Source organism: Parasphingomonas puruogangriensis, from assembly GCF_036663635.1.
Taxonomy (GTDB): Bacteria; Pseudomonadota; Alphaproteobacteria; order Sphingomonadales; family Sphingomonadaceae; genus Sphingomonas.
This window is the reverse complement of sequence record NZ_JAXOJI010000003.1, coordinates 43,129-56,885: the sequence shown is the minus strand read 5'-3', so window position 1 is coordinate 56,885 and position 13,757 is coordinate 43,129. Positions and strand designations below refer to the sequence as shown.

Here is a 13,757-nt window from a genome sequence, read left to right as displayed (position 1 = left end):
TGCCAGTACGGGTGTTGGAGTCTGTGCGATTGCCTGAAGAACCACGTCATCCTGAACTCGTTTCAGGATCCAGGCGCGGTCGGTAGCCTAAACGACATCGTCAGTGAGACAGATGACCGCGCCTGGATGCTGAAACAAGTTCAGCATGACGACGGTAGGGATCAAGCGTAAGCCGCGCGCACACCATTCGCCCGGTACCCGGTACCGGCATCGCCGGTCAGACTTTGCAGGCGGCGGCGAACATTTGCCGCCATCAGGTTGACATAGATCCGGCTCGCCTCGTTCAGGCGGTGCGCTTCCTCGGCCAAGGCGCGGATTTCGACTCCGGCCGGGGCGGCACCCAGAGCCGCAACCGCCTCGATACTGCGCAACTTGTCCTGCGTGGCACGTTCCAGCGCGACGACGTCGTTGGCCTTCAGCGCGGCGATCTCCTGGTGCAGCGCTTCGATCACGCCGATCAGCGCCGCACGCCACTGGCTATCGGGGGTCATTGCGCGTCCATTCCAACTTGGCGGCGATCAGCCGGTCGGCGATCTGCGCCGGGGTGATGGGGAAGCTGCCCTCGGCGATCGCCTGGCGAATTTGTGCGACGCGCTCGTGATCGATCGGCGGCGTCGCGGCAAGCGTGCGGGACAACGTCACGGGCGTGTTGGCGAGCTGCTCCTGCACGGTCACGCTGTCCGGCGCTGCCGTCGCGGCGATGCGCGTCACCGCGGCAACCGTGGTGCTGGTCGGAACCGGCTTTAGCCCTATCGGATCCACCATGACGTCCTTCCCGTGGCCCCTGCCACAGAAGGATAAACGACGGCCGCTCGCAAACCTTTAACAAAATTATTCGCCCCAGCCGGGCAAGGTGGCGCGGCCGGCCTCGACCGCGACGGCCTGGACCGGCGTCTTGCCGCCCTCGACCCTGACCATGAAGCGGCCGCCGGGCGCGGCATCGCCCATCGCCACGCCTTCGCGCGTGATCGAGAAGCCCGGCGTGCCGGCCTCGATCGTCACCGGATCGCCGCGCTTGATCACCGGTTCGAGCTTGATCACAGGCGCCGTGGCGATCGCTTGCGGTGCGTTCCGCTTGGCTTGGCTGGGTGTGAACAACACCGGCACGAAGATCCGCCAAGCGGGCCCGGTGCAGGTCACCACCACCGCGTCATGCGCGTCGGAACGCCAGGCCAGCGAAACGGTCGGGCAGTGTGCGAGCTTCAGCCGGCTATCCACCACGCTGCGCGCGCCGCCCTCTACGCCGACCCCGTGCCCGGTAAAGGCGGCAACCGCGCGATCGAGCGACGCGGTATCCTGGAACGGCGCGGCGATTGCCGGCGTGGCGGCGAGCAAGGCCGGGATCAACAGGCGGTACATTCAATTCCCCTCCGCAAGCGGCAAGCTTTGGTTGCCGGGCGGCAGCGCGTTGCCGGCAAAGCCCAACGTCACGACGACGGCACGGCGCGGCGCAGCGCCATTGGTGATGGTCATGCGGCCCGGCGCGATGACCCGCGCGCCAGCCAGCGCCGCCGCGACGGCGCGCGCGCGATCGGCGGCCAGCACCGCACCGCTGCCGGTCGCCCTGTCGACGTCGCTGGGTGAGCCATCCGCGCCACCGCTGATCTTCAACGTCACGCGCGGATCGCGCGCCGCCTCGCGTGCCCAGGCGATCAGCCCCGCCGGCGACGACGGCAAGATAGCGGAGCTGGGCGCGAAATTGAGCATCGCCGCCGCGCCGACCGCCATCGGCTCCTCGCCCCTGGCCTGGGCGCCGAACCCATCGCGAATGCCCTTGGCCAAGGCCGGTTTGTCGAGCTGCGTCGCTTGCACGAACACGAAGAAGCCGACCAGCAGCAACGCCAGATCGGCCAGCGTCATCAGCCAGGCCGGACGGCCCGGCGCCGCGTCGGAAAATCCCTCTACCGCCGTATGATCCAGCGTCATGCCGCATGCACCAGTTCGGCGACCCGCGGCCGTTCGCGCTCCGCCAGCGCGACCAACGGGGCCTCCAGCCGGGCGCGCTCTACTGCTTCGCCCCGCGCCTGGCGCTTGAGCCGCGCGGCAATCGGCGCGCAGACGAGATTGGCAAGGATGGCGCCATATAACGTCGCCAGCAACGCCACCGCCATCGCCGCGCCGATCGCGCCCGGATCGGTCATCCGCGTGAACATCGCGACAAGCCCGATCAGCGTGCCGATCATGCCCATGGCCGGCGCGACGTCCGCGGCACCGCTCCACACCTCGACCGCGGAGAGCTGGCGCTCGATACGCTGGCGGCGGTTGTGCTGGATCAGCGTAGCGACAGCGTCGGGCGCCTGCGCATCGACGATCGCGGCGATCGCGGCGGCGACATCGCCATCCGCGATCACCGAACGGTCGAGCGCCATCACGCCATTACGCCTGGCGATCCGCCCGAGCGCGGCGATCTGCTCGATCAGCGGCGCCGCATCGAAGCGGCGGCGCGGCAGCGCGCGGAGCGCGGCAAGCGCACCGGCGAGATCGCGCAATGGCGTGCGCAGCGCGACGGCGAGCGCCGTCCCGCCGACGACGATCGCGGCGGCGGTGGGATCGAGGAACGGGCCCAGTTGGGCGAGGGTGAGGGTGGCTGTCATCGGGGCGCGCGTTGCAAAAGGCGGGCCAGTTGATGGTAAAGCGCACGGGGAGCGTTCATTGCCCCTCCCCACGCGTCATCCCAGCGAAAGCTGGGATCTCTGTGGGCTGGCAGACTGCCTGCCTCCTGGAGATCCCAGCTTTCGCTGGGATGACGGTAGTGGTTGGTATTCCGCCTCGCCGGCAATCCTTGCCGCCAGCCGGCAAAGCCTTGCCGCTCGCCCTGCCGCCCTACCGACAACTGCCCCCGTATCAGCATTTGGCACGGCCATTGCTTAGCTTCCGTCGCACAACAGGTGCGGAGACCGATACGGTGAGCGACAACAGTCTTTTCGGCGTTCATGGAGCAGCCCTCGAAGTGCGTTCGCAGCGCATGGGGCTGCTCGCGTCTAACATCGCGAACGCCTCCACGCCCGGTTTCAAGGCGAAGGACCTGGATTTCCAGGTCGCGCTCCAGGCGGCGGAGGGTCCGGGGGGGCTCTCCGCCGCGCAGGACCTCGGTGGGGCAGTTAGATATCGCAACCCGATGTCGCCCTCGCTCGACGGCAACACGGTCGAACTGTCCAGCGAACAGACCGCCTTCGCCGAAAACGCGGTCCAGTATCAGACCACGTTGTCGTTTCTTAACGGCCGCATCAACACGCTCACGCGTGCGCTTAGGGGGGAATAATGTCCAACCCGCTGACCATCTTCCAGGTCGCCGGAAAGGCGATGTCGGCGCAGCTCGTGCGCATGAACACCACGGCGTCCAACCTCGCCAATGCCGGCGGGATCGCGTCGAGCGAGGCGCAGGCCTATCGCACGATGAAGCCCGTATTTCGCACCGAATATGACAAGGCCACCGGCCTCGCCACGGTCAACGTGGAAAGCGTCGTCACCGCCGGCAGCGCGCCGACCAAGCGCTACGATCCGTCGCACCCGATGGCCGACAAGGACGGCAATGTGTGGGAATCCGCGGTCGATGAGACGCGCGAGCTGGTCGACATGATGGAAACCGCGCGCAGCTACCAGAACAATGTCGAGGTCATGCAGACCGCCAAGTCGCTGATCCTCGATACCCTCAAGATGGGCCGCTAAACCATGAGCAGTTTCGATACCACGCTGAGCAATCTCGGCATCACGCGCACCACGACGACACCGACGACGACCACGGCGGCCGCGTCGGAATCGCTTGGCCAGTCCGATTTTCTCACCCTGATGACCGCGCAGCTCAAGAACCAGGATCCGTTCGATCCGGTCGACAACACGCAGATGGTCGCGCAGATGGCGAGCTTCTCGCAGCTCTCCGGCATCACCGAGATGAACGCCACGCTGAGCGGCATCGCCGACAAGCTCGGTGCTACCAGCACTGCCGATGCCTTGGCCTATGTCGGCCATAACGTGCTGACCGAAGGCAGTACGGCTTATGGCCGCACCACCGGCGGCATTGCCGGCGCGATCGAGATCGACGGCGATACCACCAGCCTCAAGGTGACGATTTCGTCGGCCGACGGCCAAGTGCTCAAGAATGTCGATCTCGGCGCGCAGAGCAAGGGCACGGTGCAGTTCGATTGGGACGGCAAGAACGATGCCGGGGTGGATGCCGGCGCTGGTCCGTTCACCGTCACCGCCAGCGCCTCGAAGGACAATAGCGCGGTGACCAGCCGGACTTTGGTCTGGGCGCCGGTCGCTTCGGTCGCCATCCCCGCCACCGGCGCGGCGCAGCTCACCGTGCCGGGCATCGGCACGATCCCCGTCACCGCCGTTCGCGAAGTCGGCTGAACCAGATTTCCTGAGGAGTAACCTTATGTCCTTCTACACGTCACTCAGCGGCCTGCAGGCGGCCCAGTCGGAAATGTCGACCATTTCGCACAATCTGGCCAACGTCTCGACCAACGGCTTCAAGAAGAGCCGCACCGAATTTGCCGACGTGATCGCCTCCAGCGTCAATCTGAGCCCCACCAAGATGGTCGGTTCGGGCGTGCTGCTGCAGGCCAATCGTCAGGAATTTGGCCAGGGCAGCCTGATCCAGTCGACCAATTCGCTCGATCTGGCGGTGTCCGGTGACGGCTTTTTCGCGGTCAAGCCCGATAGCGGCAGCGCGACGGTCAATTTCACGCGCAACGGCAGCTTTTCGGTCGATGCCGATCACAATGTGGTCGATGCCAATGGCGCGCACCTGCAGGTCTATCCGGTCGACGGCTCGGGCGCGGTGGTCGCCACCGGGCTCGATTCGACCATTTCGCTCAAGCTGCCCGAAACCAGCGGCACGGCCACGCCGACCAGCAGCGTCAAATTGTCGGTCAACGTGTCGTCCAACGCCGCGGTGCCGGCCACCACGACGTTCGATCGCTTCGATCCTACCAGCTACAACCAGTCGACCCAGACCACGGTCTATGACGCGACCGGCAACCCGATGACCATGACGCAATATTTCAAGCGCGAGACCGCCGATGTCGGCACGCCTGCGACCAGCACGTGGAGCGTGCACAGCTTCGTGGGCGATCAGGAACTGACCAGCGGCGGCACCGCCGGCACCACGCTGACCTTCGACGCCAGCGGCAAACTGACCGCGCCGACCGCGGCTACCAGCTTCGATGAATTCACCCCCGCCGGATCGACCACCGCGCAGCAGATTTCGCTCGATTTCGGCACCGCGACGACGCAGCTCGCAGCGCCGTTCAACGTCGCCTCGCGCAGCCAGGATGGCAAGGCGGTCGGCCAATTGCAGGGCGTCTCGGTCGGTGCGGACGGGCTGGTCACGGCGAGCTTCTCGAACGGCGACACGCAGCCCTTGGGCAAGGTCGCCTTGGCCAATTTCTCCAATCCCTCGGGGCTGCGACAGCTGGGCAATTCCTATTGGTCGTCGACCGGTGTGTCGGGCGAGCCGATCGCCGGTGCGGCGGGCGAGAACGGGCTGGGCAATCTGATGTCCGGCACGATCGAACGCTCCAACGTCGATATCACCGAGGAACTGGTCGGCCTGATCGCCGCGCAGCGCAATTTCCAGGCCAATGCCAAGGCCTTGGATACCGCCAGCCAGATTTCGCAGACGATCTTCAACATCCGCAGCTGATCGACGCGGGCGGGAGCATCTGAATGGACAAATTGGTCTATACCGCGGCCTCGGGGCTCAAGGCGCACATGGCGTCGCAGGCGGCGATTGCCAACAATATGGCCAACGCGTCGACGATCGGCTTCCGCGCCGATCGCGTGGTGTTCGATCGGCTCGAAGTGAAGGGCTCCGGCTTCAACAGCCGCACTGCCTCGTCCGAGGAAGTGATCGACGCGGATCGCCACGAAGGCGCGATCCTGCAGACCGGCCGGCCGCTCGATGTCGCCATGACCGGCGGCGCCTGGCTCACCGTCCAGGCGCCCGATGGCAGCGAAGCCTATACGCGCCGCGGCGACCTGCAGGTTGCGCCCAGCGGCGTGTTAGAAACCGGCGACGGTTTCCCGGTGATGGGGTCGGGGGGCCCCATCACCGTCCCACCCGCCCAGTCGCTGACCATCGCCTCGGACGGCACGATCAGCATCGTGCCGATCGGGGGCGACGCCGCCAACCCGCAAGTGATCGACAAGTTGAAGCTGGTCAGCACGACCGGGTCGGTGACGGTCAAGGGGCTCGACAATCTGCTCCACGTGAAGGGCGGCGGCGTGCTGCCCGAGGATCTCGACGCCAAGGTGTCGGGCGGTGCGCTGGAAGGCTCGAACGTCAACATGACGCAGTCGCTGGTCGACATGATCGAGAACCAGCGCGCCTATGAAGTGCAGGCCAATTTGCTGAAAGAAGCCAAGACCATGGACGAGAGCGGCGCATCCCTGATGCGCATGCCGTCGTGATCATCGATTCAAAGGGAGTAATGCCATGAGCAGTGCCGCAATGCACATCGCCCGCACCGGGCTCGACGCGCAGGACATGCGGATGCGCGTGATCTCGAACAACCTCGCGAACGTCAACACGACGGGCTACAAGCGCGATCGCGCCGCGTTCGAGACGCTCGCCTACCAGACGGTGCAGGCGCCGGGCGCGCCGAGCACGTCGGAAACCAAATATGCCACCGGGCTCAATCTGGGCACCGGCGTGCGCATCCAGGGCACCGCGCGGATCGACACGCAGGGGTCGATGCAGACCACCGGCAACGCGCTCGATCTCGCGCTCGACGGCGACGGCTATTTCCAGGTCCAGCTGCCCGGCAGCACGCTCGGTTATACCCGCGCAGGCAATTTCTCGCGCTCGCCCGAAGGGCTGCTGGTCACCTCGGAAGGCTATCAGGTGATGCCCGGCATCACCGTGCCGGAAGGCGCCACCGCGATCACCGTCGGCACCGACGGCACGGTCAGCGCAACCATCGCCGGCCAGACCGAGCCGAGCGAATTGGGCCAGATCCAGATCGCCAGCTTCCCCAATTCGGCCGGGCTGCTCGCGCAGGGCGACAATTACCTTACCGAAACCGCCGCCAGTGGCGCCGCCAACCTTGGCGTCGCCGGTCTCGATGGCCGCGGCAACATCCGCCAGGGCATGCTCGAAGCGAGCAACGTCAATGTCGTCGAGGAGCTGGTCGACATGATCGAGACGCAGCGCGCCTATGAGGTAAATTCGAAAATGATCTCGGCGACCGACGATATGCTCAAATATGTTAACCAGAATATCTGATGGTTAATGCCATGAAGACGAATCACCTCCTTACCGCGCTCATTCTCGCAATCGGCTTCGCGCCGATCAGCGCGGATGCCGGCGTGTTCGGCAAGAAAAAGCCGCGCGAAGATTTCTCCGCCGCGCTGCCCGCCGAGCTGCCGCCGACGCCGGCGGTGGCGACGGGATCGATCTTCCAGGTGGGTGACGGCTATGCCGCCTTGTACGAAGGCTCGCGCGCGCGCCGCGTCGGCGATCCGCTGACCATCGTGCTGGTCGAGCGCACCGCGGCCTCCAAATCGGCCGGGTCGAAGCTCGATTCGGGCGGCGGCTTTGGCATCACTCCGCCGACCACTGGCCTGGCCTCGAAACTGTTCAGCGCCACCGATGCGACGGTCAGCGGCAAGCGCAATTTCACCGGCACCGGCACCGCCGATCAGTCCAACACCTTGTCGGGCGAGGTCAGCGTGACGGTGGCGAAAGTGTTCCCCAACGGCACGATGCTGGTCCAGGGTCAAAAGCGCGTGACGCTCAACCGCGGCGACGAATTCGTCCAGATCAAGGGCCTGATCCGCGTCGCCGATATCGACGCCAACAACCGTGTTCTCTCGACCCGGGTCGCCGACGCGCAGATCGCCTATACCGGCAAGGGCGATGTCGCCCGCGCCAGCCGCCAGGGCTGGCTCAGCCGCTTCTTCTCCGTGGTGAGCCCGTTCTGATGAAACAGCTGATGATCCGCGCGTTGATTGCCTTCCTCGCCACGCTATTCGTGATGCAGCCGGCCAATGCCGATCGCATCAAGGATCTCGGCGGCTTCCAGGGTATCCGCTCCAACCAGCTGACCGGCTACGGCATCGTCGTCGGCCTGCCCGGCACCGGCGACGACAATCTCGAATATACCGTGCAATCGCTGAAGGCCGTCGCCTCGCGCTTCGGCTTGCAGCTGCCGCCCGGCGCCAATCCCGGCATGAAGAACGCGGCGGTGGTGCTGATCACCGCCGATCTGCCCGCCTTTGCCAAGCCGGGGCAGAAGCTCGACATCACCGTCGCCTCGATCGGCAAGGCCAAGTCCCTGCGCGGCGGCAGCCTGATTCTCACGCCGATGCTCGGCGCCGACGGCCAGATCTACGCCATGGCGCAGGGCAATCTCGCGGTCGGTGGCTTGGGCGCCGAGGGCAAGGACGGCTCGACCATCGTCGTCAACGTGCCCTCCGCCGGGCGCATCCCCGAAGGCGCGACGGTCGAACGCGCGGTGCAGACCGGGTTCGAAAACACCCCGGCATTGACCTTCAACCTCGCCCGCGCCGATTTCACCACCGCGCAGAACGTCGCCACGGTGATCAACAACCGCTTCGGCTTCGGTACCGCGCAGGCGATCGACGCTGTCTCCGTCTCGGTCCGCGCGCCGATCGGCGGCGATGTCCGGGCGACGCTGATGAGCAATATCGAAAATCTCGACGTCGTCTCGGCCGAGCCTTCGGCCAAGGTGATCGTCAATGCGCGAACCGGCACGGTGGTGATCAATTCCGCGGTGCGCGTCGGCGCCGCTGCCGTCACCCACGGCAAACTCACCGTGCGCATCGACGAGCAGCAGCGGGTCAGCCAGCCGGCGCCGTTCAGCCAGGGCCAGACAACGGTCGAGCAACGCTCGGGCGTCGCGGTCGAGGAGGAAAAGCGCCAGATGTTCCTGATCGCGCCGGGGCCCAAACTGTCCGACATCGTCAAGGCGGTCAACGCGATCGGCGCTTCGCCGGCCGATCTGGTTGCGATCCTCGAGGCGCTGAAAGAGGCCGGCGCGCTGCGCGCCGAGCTGATCATCCTGTGAGCGATATCCTCCCCATCTCCGCGGCCTCGGCCGTACCGACCAGCGGCATCAGCACCGATACGAGCCGGCTGGGCAGTCGCGCCAATCTCGAAAAGGCCGGCAAGCAGTTCGAATCCGTGTTTGTTGGCATGATGCTCAAATCGATGCGCCAGACGCATCTCGCGAGCGAGTTGTTCGAGAGCAAGGGCCTCGACACGTTCCGCGAGATGCAGGACCAAAAGGTCGCCCAGTCGATGGCCGAAACGGCGCCGCTCGGCATCGGCAAGGCGATGGTCGATTTCCTGTCCAAGGCGCAGGCGACCGCCGAGCAGGCCGCTGCCGCTACCGCGCCCACAGCTGAGACCCCCCAGCCTGTAGCAACCGCGCCATGAGCGACCTGCTCGGCATTGGCGCCAGCGGGGTGCGCGCGTATCAGAGCGCGCTGACCACCGTGTCCGAAAACATCGCCAACGCCGCGACCACCGGCTATGCGCGCCGCGCGGTGCAGTTGAACGAGCTCGGCGCGACCGGCAGCAGCAGCATGACGCAGCGCAACACGGGGTCGGGCAGCGGCGTGTTGGTCAGCGGCATCGTCCGCTCGGCCGATGCGTTCCGCGCCGCCGACGTGCGCGCGGCGGGCGCCGATCTGGCGCGCTCGCAAACCGCGATCGGGTCGTTGGGCGCGATCCAGAGCGCGCTCACCGGCAACCAGCTGAGCGACCGGCTGACTAGCTTCTTCAACGCCGCCAAGGCCGTCGCCGCCGATCCCACGGCAACCACGCCGCGCCAGGCGCTGCTCGAATCCGCTACTGCAGTGGCGCAGGCTTTTACCGGCACCGGCCAGCAGCTCGACGCCGTCTCGGCCGAGCTTGACGCGACGGCCGAGGAAGCGGCGTCCAGCCTCGACGGGCTCGGTGCATCCTTGGCCAAGATCAACGACTCGCTTGGCCGTGTGCAGCCGGGCACGTCGGGTGCGGCGCAGCTCGCCGACCAGCGCGATCAAGTGCTCGAACAGATGAGCGCGATCAGCGACGTTGCCGTCACCACCGACGCGATCGGCCGCGCCACCGTGCGGCTCGGCGGCAGCGCCGGGCCGGTATTCGTCGCCGGCGGTGAAGCCGGCCATGTCAGCTATGCCCGCAACGCCGAAGGCGCGGTGTCGTTCGCCGTCGAGCGCGCCGGCACCAGCAGCACGCTGACCCCAGGCGGCGGCGTGCTCGCCGGCATCGCCGACGGCGCGCAACGCGTCGCCACCGCACGCGCGCAACTGAACACCATCGCCACCGCCTTTGTCGACGGCGTCAACGCCGTGCAAGCGGGCGGTGAAACGCTCGACGGCACCGCCGGCGCAGCGATGTTCGCCAGCGGCGCGACGCCGAGCGACGTCACCATGGTGCTTAGCGATCCGCGCGGATTGGCCGCGGCCGCGCCGGGCGGCGGCACGCGCGACAATAGCAATCTCGCCAAGCTCGAAACGCTGCGCACGACCGGCCGGGCCGAAGCCAACGTCACCGCGCTGGTCACCACCAACGCTTCCGCCCTGTCCGCAAAACAGGCGGTGGTCAATGCGCAGAGCGCGATCCGCGACAATGCCGTGACCGCGTTGGACAGTGCGACGGGCGTCAATCTCGATTCCGAAGCGGTCGATCTGCTGCGCTTCCAGCAAGCCTATCAGGCATCGGCGCGCATCATCCAGGTGGCGCGCGAAACGATGCAGTCGATCCTCGATATCCGGTGATAGCAATGCAGATCAGCACCAGCCAACTCTACGATCGTTCGACCGCCATGATGCAGGCCCTGTCGGCGCGCGCCGACAAGTTGCAGACGCAGATCGCCACCGGCACCAAATTGACCGCGCCATCCGACGATGTCGTGGCGTATCAGAAACTCGCCACGCTCAAGCGCGCCGGCGCCAACGATACCGCCTTCTCCTCGAACATCGACCTCGCCACGTCGATCCTCGCGCAATCCGACTCCACCCTGGCCTCGATCGAGACCCAGTTGCAGCGTGCCGCCGAGCTGGCAGTACAGGCCAATAACGACACGCTGTCGGCCGAAAACCGCAAGGTGATCGGCGCGCAATTGACCAGCATCGTGCAGGATCTGGTCGGCCTGGCCAACACCACGGACGTGCGCGGCCAGCCCCTGTTCGGCGCGGCCACCGGCGACAGCGCAGTGACCCAAGCGAGCGACGGCAGCGTGACCTTCGCCGGCACGGGCGAGAGCGCCGGCATTCCGGTCGGCGACGGCGTCACGGTGCAGACCAATGACAGTGCCGCGCGCCTGTTCGGTGGCGTCACGACCGCCTCGGGCACCAGCGACATGTTCGCCATCATCACCAAACTCGCCGCCGCGCTGACCAGCGATACCGATGCGACCGCCGCCGCCGCCACGGCCGGCGACAGCCTGAAGACGGTGTTGAGCCAAGTCGCCTCGGCGCGTGGATCGGTCGGCGCGCGCGCCGCGCGGCTCGATCTGGAAAGCGATCGGCTGAGCGACGTCGCGATCACGCGCGAGACCGATCGCTCCGGACTGGAAGATACCGACATCACCGCCGCGATCACCGAACTGCAAAAGACGATGACCGTCCTGCAGGCGGCGCAGGCGAGTTTCTCGAAGCTCAGTTCGCTATCGCTGTTCGATTATCTCAGCTGACGCCACTGGTTAACCGCTTCGCTACGAAGTCCGGTTAACGCTGCACATCACGGCCCGCGGGCCCAAGGGGAATTTCCACACACCATGTTTCCGGTCATCGGCCTCGTCGTCCTGCTCGTGATGATCTTCGGCGGATTCGCCATCACCGGCGGTGCGCTCGGCCCGGTGATGGAAGCGATTCCGCACGAAATGCTGATCATCGGCGGCGCCGCGGTGGGCGCGCTGATCATCGGCAATTCGGGCAAGGAGCTAAAGGCCCTGGGCTCGGGCCTGAGCAAGGTGTTCAAGGGCCCGAAATACAAAAAACAGGATTATCTCGACACGATCTTCCTCGTCTCCAAGCTGATGAAGATGCTGCGCACCGAAGGACCGATCGCGGTCGAGCCGCATGTCGAGGATCCCGCTTCCTCCGCCATCTTCGCCGAATATCCCCGGCTTCTCGCCGATCACACCTTGGTCAATCTGATCGCCGATACGCTGCGCCTGGTCGTCGTCTCCTCCGGCACGCTCGACGTCCATGCCGTCGAGGACGTGATGGATAACATGATCAAGACGCACCATCACGAAGTGGAAAGCCCGCACGGCACGCTGGCCTCGCTTGCCGACGCGCTACCGGCGCTCGGCATCGTCGCCGCCGTGCTCGGCGTGGTCAAGACGATGGGCTCGATCGACAAGCCCCCGGCGATCCTCGGCGCGATGATCGGCTCGGCCTTGGTCGGCACGTTCATGGGCGTGCTACTCGCCTATGGCATCGTCGCGCCGCTCGCCAATCGTTTGAAGCAGGTGATCGATGCCGATGCCGCGATATACCACGTCGTCAAGCAGATCATCATCGCTTCGCTGCACGGCCACCCGCAGCCTTTGGTGATCGAAGCCGCGCGTTCCGGCATCGCGCACTCGAACCAGCCGGGTTTTGCCGAAGTGTTCGACGGGTTGCGCGGACGGTGAGCGTGGAGGATTTCACGCGAAGGCGCGAAGGCACGAAGAAGCTTTTTTCGCGCAGAGGCGCGGAGGACGCAACGGCGTTTTGCCGCGCGATAGCGCACTCTATGCTAACCAATGGTTTTGGAGGATCGCTGGCGCGATTGGGAGCCAACTCTCCGCGTCCGCCGCGCCTCTGCGCGAACCCTTCCCTTCGCGTCTTCGCGCCTTCGCGTGAAACCATCTCTCGGACCGTCTGATGGCCGCCCGCGCGCCGCATGGCAGCAATCAGCCGCCCAAGATCATCTACAAGAAGATCTATATCGAGGCACATGGCAGGCATCACGGCGGCGCGTGGAAAGTCGCCTATGCCGATTTCGTCACCGCGATGATGGCGTTCTTCCTGCTGATGTGGCTGCTCGGCGCGACCAACGAGAAGCAGCGCAAGGCGCTGGCCGATTATTTCGCGCCCACCCTGGTCGATTTCAAGCAGAACAGCGCCGGCTCGGACGGTCTGTTCGGCGGCTCGTCGATCATCGACAAGGACAATTACGCGCACAAAGCGGCGCAGACCGGCACCCGATCGATGACCATCCCGGCCGATTCCACCGGGGGGACGTCGGTCGGCACCGGGCAAAAGGGGTCGCTCAAGAACAAGGCGCGGTTGGGCGCCGAAGACCAACGGAATTTCGAGAAGATGCGCCGCCGCATCGAGGGCGAGATCAAGGCCAGTGCCAAGCTCGCCAAGCTCGGCAAGCACGTCCGCTTCATGCGCACGCGCGACGGCATGCGCATCGACCTGCTCGACGATGCCGATTATTCGATGTTCGCGCTCGGCACCACGCAGCTTGATCCGCAAGCCTCGACGCTGATCGGGCTGATCGCCGAATCGATCGCCGGCACCGACAACCCGATCATGATCCGCGGCCATACCGACAGCCTGCCATATGGCGATCCGCTGGCGATGAACAATTGGATCCTGTCGTCGAGCCGCGCCGAGGCGACGCGCCGCCGGCTATTCCATGGCGGCATCCCCGAAAAGCGCTTCGAACGGATCGAAGGCGTCGCCGATCGCGAGCCGATGATCGCCGCCAACCCGTCCGACCCGCGCAACCGTCGTGTGGCGATCACCCTACTCTACCGCGCGGGTCGCTTCGCGGACTGAATTCT

18 protein-coding genes are annotated in these 13,757 nt (G+C 65.9%); 13 read left to right on the top strand and 5 right to left on the bottom strand.

Annotation, left to right across the window (positions count from 1 at the left end; translation table 11 throughout):
- Positions 1–161 precede the first annotated feature (161 nt).
- The 5 genes from U1739_RS08935 to U1739_RS08915 all read right to left on the bottom strand — a co-directional run bounded on the left by U1739_RS08935 (position 162) and on the right by U1739_RS08915 (position 2,594).
- Positions 162–491, bottom strand: coding sequence for a flagellar protein FlgN (locus U1739_RS08935; protein WP_332706813.1), 330 nt, complete (start codon positions 489–491; stop codon positions 162–164).
- On the bottom strand, positions 478–765 hold the full coding sequence (gene flgM / locus U1739_RS08930) for a flagellar biosynthesis anti-sigma factor FlgM (RefSeq protein ID WP_332706810.1): 288 nt from the start codon (positions 763–765) through the stop codon (positions 478–480). Before flgM ends, U1739_RS08935 begins: the two co-directional genes overlap by 14 nt.
- A gap of 66 nt (positions 766–831) precedes the next feature.
- Positions 832–1,359 carry a flagella basal body P-ring formation protein FlgA gene (locus U1739_RS08925; protein WP_332706807.1) on the bottom strand — a complete coding sequence of 176 codons (528 nt, stop codon included), beginning with the start codon at positions 1,357–1,359 and terminating at the stop codon, positions 832–834.
- The gene (locus tag U1739_RS08920) at positions 1,360–1,926 is read right to left on the bottom strand and encodes a flagellar motor protein MotB (RefSeq protein ID WP_332706803.1); all 567 of its coding nucleotides are present in this window, start codon (positions 1,924–1,926) and stop codon (positions 1,360–1,362) included.
- Positions 1,923–2,594 (bottom strand): motility protein A, encoded by a 672-nt coding sequence (locus tag U1739_RS08915; RefSeq protein WP_332706800.1) that lies wholly within the window; start codon positions 2,592–2,594, stop codon positions 1,923–1,925. The genes U1739_RS08920 and U1739_RS08915 overlap by 4 nt, the downstream gene beginning before the upstream one ends.
- Positions 2,595–2,905: 311 nt before the next feature.
- Here U1739_RS08915 and flgB point away from each other — a divergent pair, with 311 nt between their 5' ends.
- The 13 genes from flgB to U1739_RS08850 all read left to right on the top strand — a co-directional run bounded on the left by flgB (position 2,906) and on the right by U1739_RS08850 (position 13,752).
- Positions 2,906–3,262, top strand: coding sequence for a flagellar basal body rod protein FlgB (gene flgB, locus U1739_RS08910; protein WP_332706797.1), 357 nt, complete (start codon positions 2,906–2,908; stop codon positions 3,260–3,262).
- Positions 3,262–3,669, top strand: coding sequence for a flagellar basal body rod protein FlgC (gene flgC / locus U1739_RS08905; protein WP_332706794.1), 408 nt, complete (start codon positions 3,262–3,264; stop codon positions 3,667–3,669). The genes flgB and flgC overlap by 1 nt, the downstream gene beginning before the upstream one ends.
- Positions 3,670–3,672: 3 nt before the next feature.
- A complete protein-coding gene (locus tag U1739_RS08900; protein WP_332706791.1) occupies positions 3,673–4,353 on the top strand; it encodes a flagellar hook assembly protein FlgD in 681 nt (226 codons plus the stop codon).
- Between the two features lie 25 nt (positions 4,354–4,378).
- Positions 4,379–5,647: a flagellar hook protein FlgE gene (locus U1739_RS08895; RefSeq protein ID WP_332706788.1), complete on the top strand. Its 1,269-nt coding sequence runs from the start codon at positions 4,379–4,381 to the stop codon at positions 5,645–5,647.
- Between the two features lie 23 nt (positions 5,648–5,670).
- Complete coding sequence (locus tag U1739_RS08890; RefSeq protein ID WP_332706785.1) at positions 5,671–6,414, top strand: flagellar basal body rod protein FlgF; 744 nt, start codon at positions 5,671–5,673, stop codon at positions 6,412–6,414.
- Between the two features lie 25 nt (positions 6,415–6,439).
- Positions 6,440–7,228, top strand: a complete 789-nt coding sequence (gene flgG / locus U1739_RS08885) for a flagellar basal-body rod protein FlgG (protein ID WP_332706783.1) — start codon at positions 6,440–6,442, stop codon at positions 7,226–7,228.
- An 11-nt stretch (positions 7,229–7,239) separates the two neighbouring features.
- On the top strand, positions 7,240–7,926 hold the full coding sequence (locus U1739_RS08880; RefSeq protein WP_332706781.1) for a flagellar basal body L-ring protein FlgH: 687 nt from the start codon (positions 7,240–7,242) through the stop codon (positions 7,924–7,926).
- On the top strand, positions 7,926–9,032 hold the full coding sequence (locus U1739_RS08875; RefSeq protein WP_332706779.1) for a flagellar basal body P-ring protein FlgI: 1,107 nt from the start codon (positions 7,926–7,928) through the stop codon (positions 9,030–9,032). Before U1739_RS08880 ends, U1739_RS08875 begins: the two co-directional genes overlap by 1 nt.
- Positions 9,029–9,403: a rod-binding protein gene (locus tag U1739_RS08870; RefSeq protein WP_332706774.1), complete on the top strand. Its 375-nt coding sequence runs from the start codon at positions 9,029–9,031 to the stop codon at positions 9,401–9,403. The genes U1739_RS08875 and U1739_RS08870 overlap by 4 nt, the downstream gene beginning before the upstream one ends.
- The gene (gene flgK, locus U1739_RS08865) at positions 9,400–10,749 is read left to right on the top strand and encodes a flagellar hook-associated protein FlgK (protein WP_332706771.1); all 1,350 of its coding nucleotides are present in this window, start codon (positions 9,400–9,402) and stop codon (positions 10,747–10,749) included. Before U1739_RS08870 ends, flgK begins: the two co-directional genes overlap by 4 nt.
- Before the next feature lie 5 nt (positions 10,750–10,754).
- A complete protein-coding gene (flgL, locus tag U1739_RS08860; RefSeq protein WP_332706768.1) occupies positions 10,755–11,666 on the top strand; it encodes a flagellar hook-associated protein FlgL in 912 nt (303 codons plus the stop codon).
- 84 nt (positions 11,667–11,750) lie between these two features.
- Positions 11,751–12,614, top strand: a complete 864-nt coding sequence (motA, locus tag U1739_RS08855) for a flagellar motor stator protein MotA (protein WP_332706765.1) — start codon at positions 11,751–11,753, stop codon at positions 12,612–12,614.
- Positions 12,615–12,846: 232 nt separating this feature from the next.
- Positions 12,847–13,752, top strand: coding sequence for a flagellar motor protein MotB (locus U1739_RS08850; protein ID WP_332706762.1), 906 nt, complete (start codon positions 12,847–12,849; stop codon positions 13,750–13,752).
- Positions 13,753–13,757: the final 5 nt, after the last annotated feature.